A 17,468-nucleotide genomic window follows, 5' to 3' on the forward strand; every position below is an offset into this window, starting at 1 on the left:
TCAGCGATCCTCCCCGATCTGTAGAATGATGGTCATGGTGACACCCAGGACAGCGAGATACACGCCAAGATCAAACAGCATGGCCGTGGCGAGTTCTGTCTCTCCCAGCAAAGGAAGTTCGAAATAACCGAAGGTTTGGCTTAGGAACGGAACTCCGAATATAAATGAACCTGCACCTGTCAGTAACGCGATACCCAATCCGATTCCTGTTAGAACACGGAAGTCAACGGGTAACGCTTTGCGTATCGTATCCGTACTGAATGCCAGGGCAATCAATACGAGCGCTGCCGCTGTAACCAAGCCACCGATAAAACCTCCGCCCGGATTGTGATGTCCTGCGAAGAACAGGTGCATGGCAAACGTCAGAATGATGAACACAACGACCTTGGTGGTCGTTTGCAGCAATACATCATTACTCTGCAAAGGTACAGTATCCCACGAGGATGAGCTCCGTTCACGGTTACCATACTTTTTCGTATTATCCGCTTCATCATCCAGAGCAGGTTCAGACTCCTGACTTTCGTCCTTCTTACGGAACTTCAAGCGGGCTCCGAGATCTTTGGCTTCGAGGTTCAGATTAATCATGGAGTAGATGGATAATGAAGCAACGCCGAGCACCATAATCTCCAATAACGTATCGAATCCACGGAAATCAACCAATAACACGTTCACGACATTTTTACCACCAGCAGAGTCATACGCTTCTTGCAGGAAGAAGGTAGAAATGCTGTCCAGTGATGCTGTTCCGCTTGCAGCTAGAGCAACAAAGGTCATCACAACGCCGACTGCAATCGCTACGATCATATTTACCGTGAGATAACTACGGCTTGATTTGCCACGTTGCAATTCAGGCAGATGGTAGAAGCAGAGCAGGAACAATGCAACGGATACCGTCTCGACAATCATTTGTGTCAAGGCCAGATCCGGCGCCCGAAAGAGCACAAACAGCAGGGTTACGATGTAACCAACCGCACCGGTCATAATGACTGCCGACAGTCTGTTTTTGGCAAAAGGAATCGAAACCGCCGCACCGATGAGCGTGACCAGCAGAACGACCTCATAAAATGAGAAAGGTGCATTGCCCTGCAGATTCCAGGTAATATTTTCACCTGAACGGAAGAAGGCATAAACCAACAAGGCAACCGTGAATGAGAAAATGTAAACCAAATAATTACGAACCGAGCCATTCATATAGGCTTCCGTCCATTTGCGTGCATAATGCTGAAGATTATCCAGTACAACATGGTACATATTGTTAATGGTTAATCCTTGCGGATAATGCTCATAAATATTCCTCCATCGTGGCAACAGCTTGAAGAGAGTGATTCCGAGAATCACAACTCCGATCGTCATAATCAGTTCCGGAGTCCATCCATGCCACAGGGAAAAATGTACATCGAAGCGTTCAGTTCCATCTAAGAGGGATGGAAGTACGGCTGCCATGGCCGGTTCAATCAGTGATCCGGCCAGCAGATTCGGGAAGAGTCCGAATACAACGACAAGAACACCTAGAACAACGGGCGGAATGAGCATACCAACGGGCGCTTCGTGCAGCTTCTCGGCAGGGATCTCGCTTTGGCTACGACCGAGGAATGTTTTGAACACGATAATCAGCGCATAGATCAGGGTAAACACACTTGCAAGCCAAGCCAATACCGGCAAAAGAACACTCCAGGAACCAAGTCCAAAGATTCGCAGATGCGTGACTTCGACCATCGCCTGGAAGAATAACTCCTTGCTCAGGAATCCGTTGAATGGCGGTATACCCGCCATAGCAAGTGATCCGATCAATGCTACGGTGAATGTAATTGGCATGAATGAAGCAAGTCCACCGAGCTTTCGGATGTCACGTGTACCCGTTTCATGATCAACAATGCCTACGACCATGAACAGAGCGGCCTTGAAGGTCGCGTGATTAAAAAGGTGAAGCAGCGCAGCGGTTATTGCCACGGTATACATCGCAGAGGATTTGCCATATCCGAAGAAGAGAGCAGCAGATCCCACCCCTAAGAGGGACATGATCAGACCAAGTTGAGAGATGGTCGAATAGGCGAGAATCGCTTTGAGATCGTTTTTTTTCACCGCCAGGAATGATCCATAACACAAAGTCAGGAGACCAACGCCGGTAACAAGCCAGAACCAGAGCCCCTGTCCACCGAAGATCGGTGTAAACCGGGCCACAACATACAGTCCTGCCTTGACCATCGTGGCGGAATGCAGATAGGCGCTGACAGGTGTCGGAGCTTCCATGGCATCCGGCAACCAGATATGGAACGGGAATTGGGCTGACTTGGTGAAAGCACCAATTAAGATCAAGACAAGTGCGGGCAGGAATAGTGCGCTTTCCTGAAACTGTCCCAAACCTGCAATAGTCGCACGAATACTGAATGTTCCGGTAATGAGATACATCATCATGAATCCGGTGAGCATGGCGAAACCGCCAAAAACCGTAATCAGGAAAGATTTTTGTGCTCCTGAAGTGGAAGCTTTGCGTTTGTAATGAAATGCAATCAACAGGAAAGACGTAATACTGGTCAATTCCCAGAACCCGTAGAGCACGATCATATTATCAGACAGCACCACGCCCAACATGGCTCCCATGAACATCAACAGATAAAGGTAGAAGCGGTTTAGCGCCTCTTTCATATCCATGTAGAAGATGGAGTAGAGAACAACGAGGACACCGATTCCGGTGATTAGCAGTGTCAGCATGAGGCTCAGACCGTCCAGATAGAGGTTAAATCCAATGTCCAGTGAAGGAATCCATGGAATATTTCCGGATACGGTATCCCGCTGTGACACAGCGGGTATGAGACTCGCAAAGTATACAAATAATAGTGCCGGGACGATGAGAACCGGCCATCCCAAATGAATTTTACGGAAGAAACGATGCAGCATGGCAAGGAGAATGCCAGCGGCAAAAGGCAGAATAACAGCAACATGAAGCAGGCTCAACATTACACCCCCAATGTTTAGTATTTCGACTACTCTCTCTGTGACATACAGGCGCATAATCCTCAAAGGGATATGCTTGCTCTCTATATTCATAACCCAAGTATGTATATACAGAATCGTGTCTATTCTTTGAATGGAAGAAACACGGTGAAGATTTCCGTAATTATTGTATGGGCTTGTATAATAAAAAAACACACAAGTTCCGATAAATATGAAAACGATTAGGTGACATCCCGTGTACCCTTTGCAGCATACTAATGTTGAAAAGCAAGATGGTTTCACCGTGTAATGGAGGAAATGATGTCATTCAAGATTAGAACTGTGCTTACTGTCATCTTCGCTGTGTTATCCCTGCTGGTTACCTTGACGATTGGATCTGTTTTTAGCAAAAAATCATTCGTTGCTGTAGAGACCGAGATTGGTCATTCACTTACAGGTACGGCCTCACAAGCTTCGGACAAACTGGATCGGTTTATGTCCGCGCGCGCCGGTGAACTGGATCTTCTGGGCAAAATGGCTTCGCTAGAAGATGGGTTTCAGCCTGATGAGATTCAGATGTTGCTGGATCAGCTACAAGATAGCTTTCCCTCATTCTCATGGGTTGGATTCATGAACCCGAAGGGAAAAGTGCTAGCCGCGACAGATGGTATATTGCTTGGAGAAAATTTATCAGAGCGACCTGTGTATCAGGAGGGGATCAAGGGTAAATTCATTGGAGATGTGCATAACGCAGTACTTCTTGCCAAGCTGTTACCAAATCCAACGGGAGAGCCGTTGCAATTTGTCGATATCAGTTTTCCACTGAGGGATAACAAAGGACATATTAGGGGTGTGCTCGCTGCACATTTAAGCTGGGCATGGGCGAAGGAAGTCGAAGAATCCGTGCTTTCCCCATTGAAAAGAGAAGAAAAGGACATTGAGTTCTTTATCGTAAGCAAAAAGGAACATACAGTGTTGCTGGGGCCAAAGGAATGGATTGGTAAACCTTTGGCATTGCCTGGCATCGAAGAGGCCCAGCGCAACCAAAGCAGTTGGTCCATTGAAGAGTGGCCTGATGGTAAGGAATATGTAACAGGGTTTGCCTACAGCCAGGGTCATCTGGATTATCCCGGATTAGGCTGGACTGTGGTTATTCGTCAAGTCAAGTCGACAGCGTTTGCATCTGTTTTTGACCTGATGCGGTTTAATGTGTGGGCTGGTCTTGCGGTTACTGCGCTGTTTGCACTGATTGGCTGGTTTGTCTCACGTCTGATCTCTGCCCCGCTTGTACGTCTCACTAGAGTGGCCAATCGACTCCGGGCAGGTGAAGAGATTGAGATTCCTGAAAATAAGGGGATTAAGGAGATTGAAGTGTTGTCCCGCTCGCTTCGCGATATGCTGACCTCTCTGATGAATAAAGACTCAGAGCTGGTTGTAATGCAGAATCTGGCACATTTTGATCAGTTAACAAGTCTGCCGAATCGTACTGCCCTTGAAGTGTATCTGGAGGAGTCTCTGGAGACCGAAAGTGAAAATCACACGCTGACTTTTCTCTATCTGGATCTGGATGGATTCAAACGAGTCAACGATACACTTGGACATCAGGTTGGAGATGTTCTTTTACAAAAAGTGGCCCAACGTCTGTCCTCTCTTGGTCAGGAGAAGGGCATAACGGTTCGATTGGGCGGAGATGAATTCCTCATTGTACTTCAGTCGGTCGGAAGTCATCCGAGGGAAGAAGCCTGCGCTTATGCAGAAGCCATCATTCAAAGTCTGAACAAGCCGTTTATTATTGAATACGAGCGAATTCGAATTGGATGTAGCATCGGAGGGGCTGAATATCCAACCAACAGCAACAACCCATCTGAGATTATCCGAATGGCGGATGAAGCATTGTATGAGTCCAAACGTGCAGGCAAGAACAGAATGACATTTTATTCCGAGTTGAAGCAGAATCAATAGCGTATAATAACAGGAGCTGGGTTATCCCAATCACCTTACTGCGGATCATCATATAGACAAGGAGGGGTGAAATGTCTGGTAAATATACATCGGTACCTTACGGTTATGAGCCACCTGCGGCCAGCCATAAAGGGACACTGACTTTTTATGACTCGTTTGAACGTGTGACTGATGAGCAACTCGAACGTGCCGTTGCAACGATGGATACTCGTTCATTCTTACAGCTCGTGCTGTATCCTTTACACGAGAGTACATTTAAGCGAATGAGCAAGGATACAATCCAGGCATATTACAAAAGAGAAGACCGTCTGCATGATTGGCGGCGGGAGCATCCCAATTCACGTATACGTGTGGAGGGGCTTGAGGGCAAGAGAAAGAAATATACGCCTGTGGATAGTGCACTGCGACATATCACTGCGGAATATCCCGCTCCTCATTTTTTGTATATGACAACTGAGATGGCAAATATGTTTGCTTCGTTTGACTCTTTCAAGGATTGGATCAAAGAGCTGCGTCTCATCATTGATGGGTCATCCGGTGATCTTCATCCCAGGCTGGAGCAAAATCGTCACCGCTGGGAATGGGCGGAATGAGCACATTAAACGTATGAAGAGAATCAGCCTGCTGATGTTATGCAAACCCAAAAAAAAGTTGTGTTGTACAAACCGGGATTCCGGAGTACAGCACAACTTTTTTTATTTATATTTTCTCTACGAATGCGAAGTCAGTTCAAGTGATGTTACGGTTTTATTTTTACCTGTTCGTTTGGCGGCATACAAACAGGCATCCACTTCTTCAAACAATTTGTCTTTGCTTAGATTAGGACTGTAGCTTTTGAGACCGATACTCACCGTGATGGGAGCACCTTCAAGTTCCAGATGGCCCATCAGGGCAATCTTCTGACGAATCTGTTCCACCAAGGCATAGGCCTGCTTGAAAGATTGCTCAAACATCAATAAGGCGAACTCTTCGCCCCCGTACCGTGCGGCAATATCACTGGAGGTAATGGTTTCCTGAATGATCAGGGACACCTTCTCCAGAATGATGTCTCCAACCCGATGACCATAAGTATCATTAATGGATTTGAAGTCATCAATATCAATCAAAGCCAGATGCAGACTCATGCCGCTGTTGGCATACTCGAATGCCTTTTCGTAATAATCCTTGAATGAGCTTTGATTATAAAGGTTGGTTAAACCATCTGTTTTGGACTGTTTGGTCATAATGGCATTTCGCACAATAAGGTCCTGCTTGGCAAGCATACTGGCCTGAAGATCGTCCAAAACTTCAACCCCGCTAGTCACGATAACCTGTGCTACATATGTACCTAAGATTAGAAAAGCAGGAATGGATACCATATCAAATGAAGACAGGTACAACCGGTAGGCCGGATCGAACAACACCAGAAGGTAACCAGTCATCTGCATCAGAAAGACAATCCAGACTCTTTTTTTATTGAAGAACAGCACTGAAGCGAAGATGGGCAACAGGCAGATGGCTAATATAATCCGAATATCATAATTGACATGAATAATCGTCCAGGCAATAACGGTGCTGGCGATAGACATGGTATAGAAGGAATAGGAACTGAAGCGTCGATCAACCCAGCTTGCGAACAAAATGCAAGAACTGCTGATGGCCGTAGGCCAGAACAGGACATTCATCATGAAATCTCGAGGTGTGCGATCATACTCCAGAAACAGGAAACAGCCAACCTGAATGGCAAAATGTGCAATGATGACAACCCAGTAGGCATGAAGCATTTTCTGAATCCATTTGGAATGCTTGAACTCGTATTCGGTTGGAATGTGGCTGCTATTGTATGTATGGAACCTTTTCATATATCACCGCTGACTGCATCATAATGGTACGACAGAATGACTCTCGTATATGATGATTATAAATCACAATGGACAAAACGCAAATCATTATATTCTAAGCATGAGAACTAAGCTTACATTATATCAAATAGAAAGGCAGAAACTTTCCGAAAAAGGGACATACAAATTTCGGTGAGAGCATCATAGACTGTTAAAAGGCTCCGAATCACAGGATTGTTATTTTGCTGAAGGGGAGGTGAAATCCATTCCTCTTGTCGTTCGTTCTACCGTCAACGCTACGGGAGCGATTACGTTTACAGGTAATACGCTTGGACTGAGTCGTTCGGAAACAGCAGGGGTACCCGGAACACAGGACAGTATTGGAGCTTTTACCACAACCAACACCAGCGTCCAGTACGGCACATATCCACTGGGAACCACAAGCTCGTACCAGAGTAACAGTTCCGCTGCCATCCTTGTTCTTCCTGCGGGTAGTACCGTCCTGTATGCAGAATTAATCTGGGGCGGAAGTTATATCAACGGAACGGTCAATCTGAGCTCAGCGATCAACAATCCGGTAACGTTCATCACCCCCGCAGGTTCATTCAGTGTTACACCTGACCCGGTGACTTACAACCAGTTTGACCTGGGTAACAATGCCGCGGGTTATGTACGTTCAGCCAACGTGACGACACTTGTGCAAAATGGGGGAGCAGGTACATATATCACCGGAGCAGTCGTGGGAACGATTGTGATTACGAATGATGCTACAGCCAATCATGCCGGATGGACGCTTGGCGTTATTTATCAGAATCCCAATCTCCCTTTTCGCAACATGTCTTTGCGTGCAGGCGGCGTACTTGTGCAATCCACTTCACCACCAGTAGTAACAACACTGACAGGATTCGCAACCCCTCTCTCCGGTGTGCTCGGGGGAAGGGCGCTGTTTAGTGCCCAGGAAGGTGATGCGAATCGAACAGGTGATCAGGCCTTATTCGGGCCGACCTCTGCGACTTCAGTGGCCTTATCCGGGCCGAACAATCTGGCTGCGAATTTTTTTGCATCCCAAATCAACGGTGACACGGGAGCACTTAACACAACGGGCACTTTCGGAACTCGAAATCAGACGAATGGTGCTCCGGGTTCCAACATTGTCGGTGGTCGTCAAGGCTGGGATATCACCAATGTGGATGTGTCTGCCAGACTGATTAACAATCAATCCTCGGCAGTGCTTACGCTAACGACTTCAGGCGATGCGTACATTGTGAACGCCAATGCAATACAAGTTGATATCAACGCACCCAAAATTACGGTGGCCAAGGCATCGACTGCCTCCGGAGCAGTAGCGGGAGATAGTGTTCTTTATACCGTTACCGTCAGCAATGCAGGCACAGCTAGTGCGGCCAGTGTTGTGTTATCCGATTCACTGCCTGCAGGGCTTACTTTCATTCCAGGTAGCGTCACGGTTGCCGGGATACCCCGTCCAACACTTGATGTAACAGCTGGTATTCCTCTGGGTTCGTTAAATCTGTCCAGTAGTGTCGTTATAACCTATCGTGCACTAATCGCTCAGGACGCAAGCATCTTGCAATTGGTAAATTCGGCAAATGCAGCTTTTACTTTTCAAAGCGTTGCAGGCGGTGCAGTTATCACAGGAGTCATTCCGTCAAATAATTCTACTTTACCTGTGTATTCACCGAACCTGTCCATTGTGAAATCAGCAAGCACAACGAACGCTACGGTTGGAGATCAGGTGACGTACACGCTACAGGTAACGAATGGGGGAAACGTAGGCGCCAACGTGACGATTACCGATAATATTCCAAGTGGCAGTACCTATGTTCCGGGCAGTTTCCGCGTGAACGGAACTGTCATCGCAGGTGCCAATCCGGTTACTGGTGTTAATTTGGGCAGTCTTGCAGCGGGAAGCTTAACCACGATAACCTTTCAAGTGTCGGTCACGAATCTTCCTACACCGCCTACGTTGGTGGATCAGGCTACGGCTTCCTATTCATTCCTTTCCCCTGACGGGCGAACCATAACGGGTTCGCTAGCATCAAACACACTGACGATTCCGGTTACCTTACCGAACGTATCCGTTGTGAAGAATGCAACGGTTACAGACGTTGCTGTTGGAGAGACGTTTACCTATTCTGTGGTTACGACAAATGGCGGGATCCAAACGATAAATAACGCCGTCCTAACCGATAGTCTTCCGGCAGGTCTGACTTTTGTCCCCGGAAGTGTTGTAGTCAGGGGGGCTAATGTAACGGCAGCCAATCCGGCCAGTGGTATAGCGCTGGGTACCTTAACAGCAGGAAGCTCGGCAACTGTCACATTTCAGGTCAATGTGCAGTCTTTGCCTACTGCGGGTTCGTTCATCAATCGGGCGGTCGTATCATATAGTTCAGGCGCGTTCACTGGAATCTCTAACTCCAATTCCATCACAACACCTGTATACCAGCCTGTGATTACGATCAATAAATCGGCGAATGAGACCAATGCGACGTTGGGTGATCAGCTTGTGTATACACTGCTCGTGTCCAATAGCGGGAACATTGCAGCACAAGTAAGCGTGACTGATACGATTCCATCAGGGCTCACGTTCATTCCTGATTCGGTAACCGTGAATGGTTCCGCGCGTCCAGGGCTCAGTCCTTTAACCGGAATCACGCTGGGGAGTCTTCTGCCTGGAGGGAGCGCCACAGTGGTGTTTCGTACGTCACTTACGACACTCCCGACACCGCCAACATTGGAGAATCAGGGAACGGGAAATTACACCTACCAGCTCCCGAGTGGGCGTAATCTGGCAGGAAGCGCACTTTCCAATATCGTTCGTATTCCCGCTTCCGCACCCAACATATCCATTGCCAAAACAGTCAATACAACAGATGCCACTGTAGGAGATGTACTTACCTATACAGTTGTAACCACGAATTCCGGCAGTGGGGCAGTTCAGAACCTGATTCTATCAGATATGCCTTCTACCGGTTCTGAATTTGTATCTGGTAGTGTCACGATTAATGGGGCGGCTGCAAGAAATGCAAACCCGGTTTCGGGCATTGCTTTGGGAACGTTGAACAGCTCCAGTAATGTAACTGTGACCTATCAGACAAGAGTGACCTCTGTTCCTGCCTCGGGTTCGGTCAGCAACCGGGCAAGTACAGCTTTTACGTCCGGCAGTTTTAATGGTGTTTCCTCATCTGTGACCGTAAATACTCCAGTATTTCAACCTGTTGTTCAAGTCTTGAAATCGGCTAGCACAACGAGCCTGACTGTAGGAGACACCTTTAATTACACCCTCCAGATTACGAATTCTGGCAATATTGCGGCAACGGTTACTTTAACAGATCCGGTTCCTGCCGGAGCAATATTCAATACGAACAGTGTCATCATTAATGGTTCTCCAGCACCCGGCATCAGTCCGAACTCCGGCATCAGTCTTGGAGTACTGGCATCGGGGGCAAGCGCGACAGTCACTTTCCTTGCAACAGTCACAAGTCTGCCAGATGCAAGGCAGCTAATCAATCAAGCCCTCGCATCCTATAGCTATGCTCTTCCTAGCGGGAGGAATATTTCAGGTTTTGCATCATCAAACACAATCACCATTCCTGTATCCCTGCCGAATGTAAGCATTGTAAACAGTGACAATGTGGATTACGCCGTATCTGGAGATGTCATCAGGTATACTTCAGTCATTCGTAACAACGGAACGGTGGCAGTGAACAACGTGGTATACACAAACCCTCTACCTTCGAACACCCCATTTATACCCGGAAGTGTCATTGTGAACGGGACTTCATTCCCGCTCTCCAATCCGACCGCCGGCATTCCAATCGGTACATTGGCCCCAGGGGCTGAAGTAACCGTAACTTTTGAGGTGAGGATAACTATGCCGATCCCTTCACAGATTAACAATCAGTCGACGGTCAGTTTCACATCCGGTTCATTTTCGGGTTCATCATCGTCCAATACCACACAGACTCCGGTCATACAGCCACAGATTTCCCTTGTCAAAACAGCGAATACAGTCAATGCAACTGTAGGTGATACGGTAGTATATACTGTGACGGTGAGCAATACAGGTAATCTTCAAGCAAATGTAACGCTGACGGATACCATTCCGGCAGCGACAACTATTGTTCCCAACAGTGTGGTGGTTTCTGGAGTGCCACAGCCGGGAGCAACACCTGGAGCAGGTATCCCGGTTGGTATTGTTGCAGCGGGAGCAACAGCTGTGGTTACGTTTGCCGTGGTGGTGAATTCACTTCCATCGCCTCAGCAGCTCAGCAATTTTGCAACGTCATCCTTTACATTTACACCCCCTGACGGGAGAACGTTGACGGGTACAGCCACTTCCAATACATTGACTTTCCCAGTATCATCGCCTAATGTCGCTGTGGTCAAAAGTACTACATCGACTGCTGCTGCCGTGGGCGATACTGTTAGCTATTCCATCCTGGTTACGAATAGCGGGATAGCTCCGGTAAGCAATATCCAGTTTTCAGATCCAATTCCGGCTGGGGCGACATTCAACACAGGCAGTGTTACCGTGAATGGGGGAGTCCTACCTAATGCTGATCCGGCAGGTGGGATATCACTTGCTACACTGGGACCTGGGACATCCGCGACAGTGACGTTCAGTGTCAGGGTCAACGAGATTCCGCCAGGAGGACAGTTGAGTAATCGTTCGACGGTCAGTTTTACTTCTGGAGCTTTCTCAAGTACGACATTTTCGAATACAGTGGTTACTCCGGTTTTCCAGCCAATTCTTTCGGCACAGAAGACAGCAAGTACTCAGAATGCTACCGTCGGTGATACCGTCAGCTATACGATTACCGTGAGTAATCAGGGGAACTACGGTGCCCAGATCAATCTGTCGGATAACCTTCCGGCCGGTACCATTCTTGTTCCGAATAGTGTCATTGTGAACGGTCAACCTCTACCTGCTGCAAATCCGGCAGCGGGTATTCCCGTAGGAACTGTAGCTGCCGGAGCTACAACTACAATTACGTTTTCCGTAGTTATTGATACACTGCCAACTCCACAGCAACTCGTGAATCAGGCTTCGGTTGCGTTATCCTTTACACTGCCGGACGGACGGAACATTACAGGCAACGTGTTATCCAATGTGCTTACCATCTCCGTTTCCGCGCCGGATGTGGAAGTGGTCAAATCCACCACATCCACAGCTGTTTCCGTCGGTGATACCGTCACTTACAGCATCGCTGTAACCAATAACGGAATTGCAAGTGTAAGCAATGTGATTTTTACAGATGCCGTGCCAGCAAGCACCCTTCTTACTGCAGGAAGTGTATCTGTTGACGGTGTTCTACGCCCGGGTGCGAACCCTTCAACCGGAATAACGCTGGGCTCCATTGCACCGGGCGTGACGGTGACGGTTGTATTCAGCGTGCAGGTGACATCACTTCCGGCAAGTGCCGTTTTGAACAACCAGTCAACGGTGAGTTTTACATCCGGTGCATTCTCTGCCACCACATTCTCCAATACCATTGCAACGCCGGTGTACCAACCTATTTTGGCTGCTGTCAAAACAGGAGATCAAGCTGTAGCAACTGTCGGGGATACGGTGGTTTATAGCATTACCATTACCAATACCGGAAACTACGGAGCATCCGTCACGTTAACGGATACCATTCCGGCTGGAACCGAACTTGTACCGAATAGTGTCATTATTAATGGAGCTTCAGCACCAGGTGCTGATCCGGCTTCAGGTATTCCTCTGGGGGTTGTTGCCACAACAACCACGATTATATTCTCTGTTGTGATTGTGACATTACCTTTAAGTCAATCCATTACCAATCAGGCTTCTGCGACATTTGCGTATACATTACCTGATGGAAGGACACTTGGAGGCACAATTACGTCCAACGCACTCAACATTCAAGTATCTGCTCCAAATGTCAGCGTTGTGAAGACTACCGCGGTCATTGACGCTGTGGTAGGCGATACGATTGTATACGAGATGGTTGTAAGCAATAACGGGATTGACCCGGTTAACAACATTGTGATCACAGATCCGATTAGCCCGGCTACCACATTTGTGACAGGCAGTGTTCTGGTGGATGGTGTCCCACGTGCCTTGGCCAACCCTGCACTTGGAATTGCTCTGGGGACACTGGCACCGGGCGCAACTATAGCCGTTTCATACGCGGTTCGGGTCAATTCACTTCCAACACCACCACAAGTGAGCAGTCAATCTTCTGTAAGTTTCACATCCGGTGTTTTCTCTGGAGCTACGTATTCGAATACAGTTGTAACACCTATTTATCAGCCGATAGTGTCTTTAAGCAAAACAGCGAGTACCTCAAATGCAACGATTGGTGACACCATCATCTATTCTTTCACCATCAACAATAGTGGGAATCTTGCAGCCAACTTGACCTTGACGGACAACATACCTGCTGGAGCTGTACTGCTTCCCAACAGTGTTCTGATTGACGGTGTTCCGCAGCCAGGAGCCGACCCGGAATCAGGAATTGTGGTTGGTACGATACCCCCAGGTGGATCGGTGAACGTAACGGTTACACTTGAAATTACGGTAGATTCATTGCCTCAGAATCAGCAGTTGATCAATCAAGCCACTGCCAGCTATACCTTTAGTCCTCCGGATGGCCGTGTGTTGACGGGAACTGTATCTTCCAACGTGCTGGTGATCCCTGTATCTGCACCAAATGTTGTTGTTGCCAAAAGCACAAGTGCCATTGATGCAGTTGTTGGCGATGTAATCACATATACGGTTGTTGTAACCAATAGCGGCATTGAAGTGGTGAATAATGTTGTCATGGTTGACCCTGTACCGGCAGGAACGGTATTTGTGACGGGGAGTGTGACCGTGGATGGTGTAGCGAGACCTACCGGAAATCCGAATACAGGAATTACACTTGGTTCCATTGCTGCCGGTGCTTCCGTTACTGTTACATTCCGAGTAGAGGTCGTTGTGATATGAGTCCTAACTCAGGTCCGTTGTCCCACTGGCTTCAGAATCAGTCGCTGGTTCGATTCAGCTCGGGTACGACTGAACTGGAACAGGTGGCTTATTCCAATACAGTTACTACTCCATGGGTCGGGCCTAGGTTGGAAGTGAAAAAGCAATGCAATGTAGCTATCGCTACACTGGGCCAGTCCCTGACTTATATGATCGAGATTGTTAACACAGGCAATTGTACGGCTACAGTTCATGTTGTGGATTCATTGTCTGCTGAAACATCCCTTCTTCCTAATAGTGTATTACGAGATGCAATTCCACTACCGGGGGCATCACCAGAGAACGGGCTGCCTGCAGCAGAGATCGCACCGGGAGCAACGCTGAGATATCATTTTCAAGTCGTGATTTTGCGGATACCGGCTGGCTTAAAGCTGCTCAATCAAGCTGAGGTTAACTATGCATTTGTGGCATCTGAAGGCAGAACAGTCAGAGGTGTGGAGAGATCCAACACGGTGGAGGTGAATATGGTCTCGTCCAGGCTTGAAGTCAGCCTGCAAGCCGAGCGGGACCAAACCTTCTCAGGGGATATTATCATGTACACCGTCATCGTAAGCAATCCGGGTTTTGTTGCAGCGACGGGTGCGCAGGTAACGATCGCTTTGCCGCAAGGTATTGTTTTTATACCTGCCAGTGTCATAGTAGATGAGATGTTTGCGCCACAAGTAACGCCTGATACGGGTGTAGAACTTGGAGAGATTTTGCCCGGAAGCTCCGTTAGGATACAATATCGGGTTCAGGTTGTGGGGGGAAGCGATGAGAACGGAATATCAAGTGTGGCTGTACTGACTTATATCTCCGCAGGGCAGCGCGAGACGGTTTACTCCAATCAGGTTACTTTGGAAGTGATACAGCCCCGAATTTCTGTGGTGAAAACGGTGCTTCCGGTAACGGCCACATGGGGTGATACCGTGCAATATAATATTACCGTCTCCAACGCAAGCAGCTACGCGGTAGACGGAACCCTCATGGATATATTGCCAACAGGTATGACATTTGTCGAAGGAAGTCTGGGCTGGAATGGAGTTAAACGTCCCGGAACTAATCTGGCTAAAGGTCTCAATCTGGGGACATTGACTGCCCGGTCTAATCTGAATATTCAGTTCGAAGCGAAACTTGCAGAACGAGGTGAATCGATACCTGATGACTATAAGTATGTGAATCATGCCAGCCTGATATATACCTTTCGCTTGCCGGATTCACGATCAGTGCAGCGGATGATTACATCCAATGAAGCTGTGATTGAATTAAAAGCACCGTTCATTCAGGCTTATGTTCAAGTAAAACCCACGTTGGTCGAGCAGGGAGATACAGTGACTTTTGAGGTACGTGTGATGAATACGGGTAATGTGCCGGCACGCGTGCAGTTGGGAGGCATTTTGCCTGAGGGCTCCAAATGGCTTGGGCAAGCTGAGGGTCAGATCCAGTGGGACATTCCGGAATACTCCACGCCTAGAGTTCTCCATGTGGGTGAGATTAAGCCTGGAGAGGAGAAGAACAACTCCTATGTAGTGCAGCTGGCATCCGACAAGACGGGTACGCTGCAAGGAGACTTGATCGCTAGGTATACGTATGAATGGAATGGACAAAAAAGGACAGGCGAATCCCGATCGAATGAGTACAGTATCATTGTGGAGTATGGAGAAGAATAAGGAGAATGTGGTTAAAGTTAAAATGCCTGAGGATTTTGCTGATTCTTGGATGCCATGACATTACACGAACGTAAATGAATGGTATACTAATTGAATATGAACTCGGCAATCAACCCGTGGAATCGGGACGTCGGAGTAGAGGAGGCAGCCACATTGGCAAAAGCAAAAGTAGCAAAAAGACCTACACGGGATGAATTTGAACTTGAAGAGTTGGGAAATCAACTGGTTGAAGCCTTTCGTGAACGTTCGGAAGTACTGTTGACCGTATGGGGCAAAGAAGACCAGGTGCAAGGCGTCATTGTCAAAATGGACTCGCGTACAAGACTCGTGCATGTAGAGTATACCGAAGAAGAGTTCACGGCGAAGGTGCCTTTCATGGATATCATGCGGGTGCAGTCTCCCAGATACTGAACGAAAAAAACAGCAATCTGAATAATTAGGGCATCCGCCCTGTCAAAGTCGTACTTCCTGCATAAGATAACCCATACCTGTTGCAGAGGAGGTACGGTCAATGAGCGAAGTATTAGGTGGAGAAACAAGAGGCTACGGATACGGAGGTTTCACTTCTGTAGGTGCCATTCTGGTTCTGTTCATCCTGTTGGTTATCATCTCCAAAGCGTTCTTGGTATAATTGCATATTTCTAAAGAATGAAAGAAGCTCTGCCATCACGGCAGAGCTTTTTTTTCGTTCAGATCTTGGATGGTTGTTTGCGGCTGAACAAGCCATAGAGAATTACAATAAGAACCGGGTACAGTACAGCCCATCCGGTAAAAGGGAATACGATCGCTGTGGCTACAAAGGAAATCCAGCTGATGGTCACGCCGGTGCGACTTCCTTTCAATAATCGGATTCCTGCTGCACAGCCTCCAAGATATGTGAGGATAAAGGTTGCATTGGGAAGCTGAATCAGTGTTGTAAGTGATACGATGCCGCTGGCATAGACACTTAGCACCAGAATGAAGCAGATCCCGAGGAATCCAATTGCTGCTACGGGTGTGTGGAATCGCTTGGACAGATGAGCCATCCAACGCGGTGCAGCACCTTGTCTCGCGAGTGCATAACCAACTCTTGAAGCTGCCCCGGCATAGGCAATGACGGTTGCTGTACAGATAAATATGCCAGTCAGTCCAGCGATCCAGGCACCCCAGATACCAAGGGGTTGACTAATGATCCATACGAGGGACACATCGGCCCCGCCATGCAGATAACTTTGCGTGCCTACGGTAGCCAGGGCTGTCAGGAAGTAGAGTACACCTACGATAATTGCAGCGATAGTCACACCTTTAATGGCTGCTTTTCGAGGATCAGTGAATTCTTCGGAAAGATGGGATACCGCTTCCCAGCCAATAAAACACCAGAACAGAATCGCTCCGGCTTGACCGATGCTGACCCAGCCATGCGGCATGAATGGGGTGTAATGGATGGAGTCCATGTTGGGAAGAGCCAGTACAAAGGCCATCACCAGCACGGTAACAATAGCGATGACGACACCAATCTGTACTTTACCAGCAACTTGCATACCAACGATATTAATGATCAATCCAATCGCCAGCATTATGGCGGCAATAAGGATTCTGATATGTTCACCTAACCCCAATGCTGCCGTCATATATCCTGCACCCGTCAGAGCTGCTACAGGAGCTCCTATGGGTACCGACATCAAAAAGAACCAGCCAATGATTGTTCCGGCACGTTGTCCGAAAGCAAGGGTGACAAAATGGGATACACCACCTGCATCGGGATATCGGGCAGATAATAGTCCCATGGATAATGCGAGTGGCAGAATTAGCAGGACCATGCCGCCCCAAGCCAATAGTGAAGCTGGACCGGCCAGTTCAGCGGCCAGTCCGGGTACAATCAGGACACCTGAACCGAGTACTGCACTTACATAGAGCGCAACGGCTTGCGGCATGCCGATTGTTTTTTTGAGCTGTGAAGAGGTGTTCATGTTCTTGTATTAGCCTACCTTCCAGATTGGAATTATTCTGATAATGACTATGTAATTATATAGGAGGACAACCATTCAGTCATTGGCGAATTTTGTAGAAAATCGGTGTAAGTCCTGCTGGCGTTATGTTAGAATATAACCATCC

9 protein-coding genes are annotated in these 17,468 nt (G+C 47.9%); 6 read left to right on the forward strand and 3 right to left on the reverse strand.

Annotation, left to right across the window (positions count from 1 at the left end; all coding sequences use genetic code 11):
* Positions 1–2,955: a Na+/H+ antiporter subunit A gene (locus tag MKY85_RS12710; RefSeq protein ID WP_342573352.1), complete on the reverse strand. Its 2,955-nt coding sequence runs from the start codon at positions 2,953–2,955 to the stop codon at positions 1–3.
* Between the two features lie 297 nt (positions 2,956–3,252).
* Between MKY85_RS12710 and MKY85_RS12715 the strand changes: the two genes are divergently transcribed.
* Both MKY85_RS12715 and MKY85_RS12720 read left to right on the forward strand, forming a co-directional pair.
* Positions 3,253–4,896, forward strand: coding sequence for a diguanylate cyclase (locus tag MKY85_RS12715; RefSeq protein ID WP_342572742.1), 1,644 nt, complete (start codon positions 3,253–3,255; stop codon positions 4,894–4,896).
* A 71-nt stretch (positions 4,897–4,967) separates the two neighbouring features.
* On the forward strand, positions 4,968–5,489 hold the full coding sequence (locus MKY85_RS12720) for a hypothetical protein (RefSeq protein ID WP_339242074.1): 522 nt from the start codon (positions 4,968–4,970) through the stop codon (positions 5,487–5,489).
* Between the two features lie 117 nt (positions 5,490–5,606).
* Here the strand turns inward: MKY85_RS12720 and MKY85_RS12725 are convergent, their stop codons facing one another.
* Positions 5,607–6,737: a GGDEF domain-containing protein gene (locus MKY85_RS12725; RefSeq protein WP_342572743.1), complete on the reverse strand. Its 1,131-nt coding sequence runs from the start codon at positions 6,735–6,737 to the stop codon at positions 5,607–5,609.
* Between the two features lie 235 nt (positions 6,738–6,972).
* On the opposite strand from MKY85_RS12725, the gene MKY85_RS12730 reads away from it, so the two are divergent.
* The 4 genes from MKY85_RS12730 to MKY85_RS12745 all read left to right on the forward strand — a co-directional run bounded on the left by MKY85_RS12730 (position 6,973) and on the right by MKY85_RS12745 (position 16,005).
* Positions 6,973–13,686, forward strand: a complete 6,714-nt coding sequence (locus tag MKY85_RS12730; RefSeq protein ID WP_342572744.1) for a hypothetical protein — start codon at positions 6,973–6,975, stop codon at positions 13,684–13,686.
* On the forward strand, positions 13,683–15,374 hold the full coding sequence (locus tag MKY85_RS12735) for a DUF11 domain-containing protein (protein ID WP_342572745.1): 1,692 nt from the start codon (positions 13,683–13,685) through the stop codon (positions 15,372–15,374). The genes MKY85_RS12730 and MKY85_RS12735 overlap by 4 nt, the downstream gene beginning before the upstream one ends.
* Positions 15,375–15,527: 153 nt before the next feature.
* Positions 15,528–15,785 carry a YolD-like family protein gene (locus tag MKY85_RS12740; protein ID WP_339242081.1) on the forward strand — a complete coding sequence of 86 codons (258 nt, stop codon included), beginning with the start codon at positions 15,528–15,530 and terminating at the stop codon, positions 15,783–15,785.
* 100 nt (positions 15,786–15,885) lie between these two features.
* Positions 15,886–16,005, forward strand: a complete 120-nt coding sequence (locus tag MKY85_RS12745; RefSeq protein ID WP_017688846.1) for a hypothetical protein — start codon at positions 15,886–15,888, stop codon at positions 16,003–16,005.
* A 58-nt stretch (positions 16,006–16,063) separates the two neighbouring features.
* Here the strand turns inward: MKY85_RS12745 and MKY85_RS12750 are convergent, their stop codons facing one another.
* Positions 16,064–17,323, reverse strand: a complete 1,260-nt coding sequence (locus MKY85_RS12750; RefSeq protein WP_342572746.1) for an amino acid permease — start codon at positions 17,321–17,323, stop codon at positions 16,064–16,066.
* Between the last annotated feature and the right edge of the window lie 145 nt (positions 17,324–17,468).

The organism is Paenibacillus sp. FSL R5-0749, from assembly GCF_038595085.1.
Taxonomy (GTDB): domain Bacteria; phylum Bacillota; class Bacilli; order Paenibacillales; family Paenibacillaceae; genus Paenibacillus.